Origin of the sequence: Methylobacterium sp. WL103, assembly GCF_008039885.1 — a bacterium.
GTDB classification, from domain to species: Bacteria; Pseudomonadota; Alphaproteobacteria; order Rhizobiales; family Beijerinckiaceae; genus Methylobacterium; species Methylobacterium cerastii.
In genome coordinates, this window is sequence record NZ_VRUX01000592.1 from 1 (window position 1) to 2,549 (window position 2,549).

Annotated in this window: 3 protein-coding genes; 1 reads left to right on the plus strand and 2 read right to left on the minus strand. The window is 72.7% G+C overall.

What is annotated here, in order from left to right; translation table 11 throughout:
* Positions 1–430 precede the first annotated feature (430 nt).
* Positions 431–679: a hypothetical protein gene (locus tag FV222_RS22805; RefSeq protein WP_147754640.1), complete on the minus strand. Its 249-nt coding sequence runs from the start codon at positions 677–679 to the stop codon at positions 431–433.
* 262 nt (positions 680–941) lie between these two features.
* On the opposite strand from FV222_RS22805, the gene FV222_RS22810 reads away from it, so the two are divergent.
* The gene (locus FV222_RS22810; protein WP_147754639.1) at positions 942–1,181 is read left to right on the plus strand and encodes a hypothetical protein; all 240 of its coding nucleotides are present in this window, start codon (positions 942–944) and stop codon (positions 1,179–1,181) included.
* Between the two features lie 75 nt (positions 1,182–1,256).
* Here the strand turns inward: FV222_RS22810 and FV222_RS22815 are convergent, their stop codons facing one another.
* Entirely contained in the window at positions 1,257–2,231 is a 975-nt protein-coding gene (locus tag FV222_RS22815; RefSeq protein WP_238272071.1) for a hypothetical protein, read from the minus strand.
* Positions 2,232–2,549: the final 318 nt, after the last annotated feature.

Below are 2,549 nucleotides of genomic sequence, written 5' to 3' on the forward strand. Positions count from 1 at the left end.
GCGCCTGCACGGCCGGCCGCGCCCCGCCGAACAAGGCCTCGAAGAAGCCGATCTCGGCCGCTTGGGCCTGGGCGGCGCCGCCTGCGACGAGGCCGCCGGCGATCACCACGGCGAGGGCGCGACGGTTCAAGGACGACGTCATCGATCCCTCCGAGGATGCTCGAGCATTGGAAATGGGGCGCACCGCACGGCGCGTGCGCTGCGACACCCCCTCAACGACAACTTAAGCGCGACAGTTCCGCGGACATTGCACGCAACGTCGGCAGGTCGGCTCGGTGTGTCAGGGCGGGAGGCGGGCTCGCGAGGGCGAGCGTGCGACGAGCCTACGAGAGGCGCTCGCGTCGGGGTCGGATTGCGTTCGCGCCGTCCTCGTTCGGGTTCTCATGCCCCGTACGAGTCGTGCATTCGGGTCGGGACGTGGCGCCCGGCGTCAGGCCGGCGCGGCCTGCTCGCCCTCGCCGATGCAGTCGAGCGCGCGCTCGACGGCGCCGACCGCGTCGAGCAGGTGCTGGACCGTGCGCTCGACCTCGAGGGCCGGGCGCCCCATGGCGGCGGCGCGCGCGCTCACATCCTCGAGCTGTTCGAGCAGCGTGAGGAGGTCGCCGGCGACGGCGACGACCTCGCACCGGGCGAGTTGCTGCACGGGGGTGCGCGGGCGGAAGGGCAGGACGTTGCTCATGAAGGCTTTCGGCTCATCCCGGCGGTTGTCGCCGGAACGCGGCCGCTTGGCCAGGGTTGTGGGGCGGCTCCTCCACACGAATGCCCCGGTTCGCGGCCGCAAAGCCACGCCGTGGTGACTTTTCCGTGGCCATCCGACATCGGATCCCCGGCAACCGCTTTACGCGAGCGGCACCGCCTTGACGCGGCCACACCGGCCCGACACCTCCGCCGGCACCGGCGATTCCCGCGCCTCCCTCACGATGACGCCCCAGGAACCTGCGATGCGCCCCGTCCCGACCCTTCGGACCCTTGCTCCCCTCGCCCTCGCGGCCGCCCTGCTCGGCGGCCTCGCCGCCTGCAACAGCGTCGACGGCCCCGACAGCCGCAGCGGCCTGGCGGAGACCTTCAACACCGACAACTACCGGCGCTCGAACGACACCAACGGCACCCAGACCCGGCCCGACGTGAACCGCCTGTACACGCAGCCCTCGATGCCCTCGATCGTGAATCGCGGCTACTGATCCGCCGGCGTCTCCGATCGTTCGGGCCGGTCCCCGCGCCGCCTTCCGCGGTGCGGGGCGAGGCCCCGGGGGCGCTTAGCGCTTGGCGAGGGCGTCGGCGAAGGCCGCGATGCGGTTGCGGGCGTAGGTCGGCAGGCCGGCGCTGATCGAGGTGCCGGTGTTGAAGCTCGAGTTGCCCATCAGCACCTGCGCCGGCAGCAGGTTCCTCAGCACGGGCACGCGGGCGTATTCCGCCTTGCGGTCGAGGACGTCGCCCTTGATCGCCAGCGCCATGTAGGTGGTGACGACGGTCTTGGTCGGGTCGTTCGGCATCGGCTGGAACACCGCCAGGAACTTGCCGAAGCGCAGGATCTGGTTGACCCAGAAGATCGTCTGCTCGAGCCCGCCCGTCACCGTGGTGTCGACCTTGGTCAGCGCCCCCAGGCTCGCGGCCCGGTCGGGCGGTAGGGTGCGCAGCTCGCTCTGGAACGAGACGAACTCGGCGATCTTCTTGGCGCCGCCCTCCTCCAGCTTGTTGGCGAGCTTCACGCCCAGCGGCAGCTTGCCCTCCAGGTCGTAGCGCGACTCGATGCACACCGTGCCCGGCTCGCACCACGGCCGGTCGGGACGGCGGGCGAAGGCCGCGGCCGGGTCCTTCGTCGGCGTCACGTCGGCGGGGTCGAGCGCCTTGTGCTTGATCGCCGGGTCCATCGCCTGCACGAAGCCGAGCTGCGCCAGCGCCGACAGGTCGATCGCCTCGGCGGGCCGTGCCACCACGAAGCGCCCCTCGGCGACGTAGACCTTCAGCGCCTCGTGCCGCGGCTTGGCGACCCCGTTCACGGTGGTGGTGTAGTCCGGCTCCTTGTAGCCGGGGAAGGGCGAGAGCGCGGCCGCCTCCACCGGCTTGGTCCGCACCCAGTCGAGGTAGGGCGTCAGCCCGTTCTCGGGCGCCGAGGGGGTGTCGCGGTGGTCGCTCACCAGGATCGTCCCGGGCTTCAGCGTGGTCGGGTCGACGGCGGCGACCGAGGCGACCTCCCGGATGCGCCCGGCCGTCGCGGCCGTCGCGGCCATGCCCGGTTGCGCCGGCGAGGGGGGCGTCGCCTGGGCCATCGCGGACGGGACGCCCGCGAGCACGAGCAGGGGCAAGGCAAGGCGAACGGGTCGCTGCAGCAGCACGGAAGGACCTCGAAGGGGAGAAGGGGGGGGCGGCGTCAGTAGCGCGGGTCGTCGCCGAACAGGTAGTCGGGATCGCGGCGGCGCGGGCGCAGGTCGTCGTCGCCGAAGGGCGAACGCGCGGTCTGGCCGGGCCAGGGCCGGTAGCCGCCCTCGACGTCGCCCTGCGCCCGCCGGCTGCGGAGCGCCGGGCGGCGGTCGCCGAACGGGTCGAGC

What these genes read in the sequence shown, in the direction of transcription:
- FV222_RS22805 (WP_147754640.1), bottom strand. Translation starts at nt 679, where the DNA reads ATGAGCAACGTCCTGCCCTTCCGCCCGCGCACCCCCGTGCAGCAACTC.
- FV222_RS22810 (WP_147754639.1), top strand. Translation starts at nt 942, where the DNA reads ATGCGCCCCGTCCCGACCCTTCGGACCCTTGCTCCCCTCGCCCTCGCG.
- FV222_RS22815 (WP_238272071.1), bottom strand. Translation starts at nt 2,231, where the DNA reads ATGGCCGCGACGGCCGCGACGGCCGGGCGCATCCGGGAGGTCGCCTCG.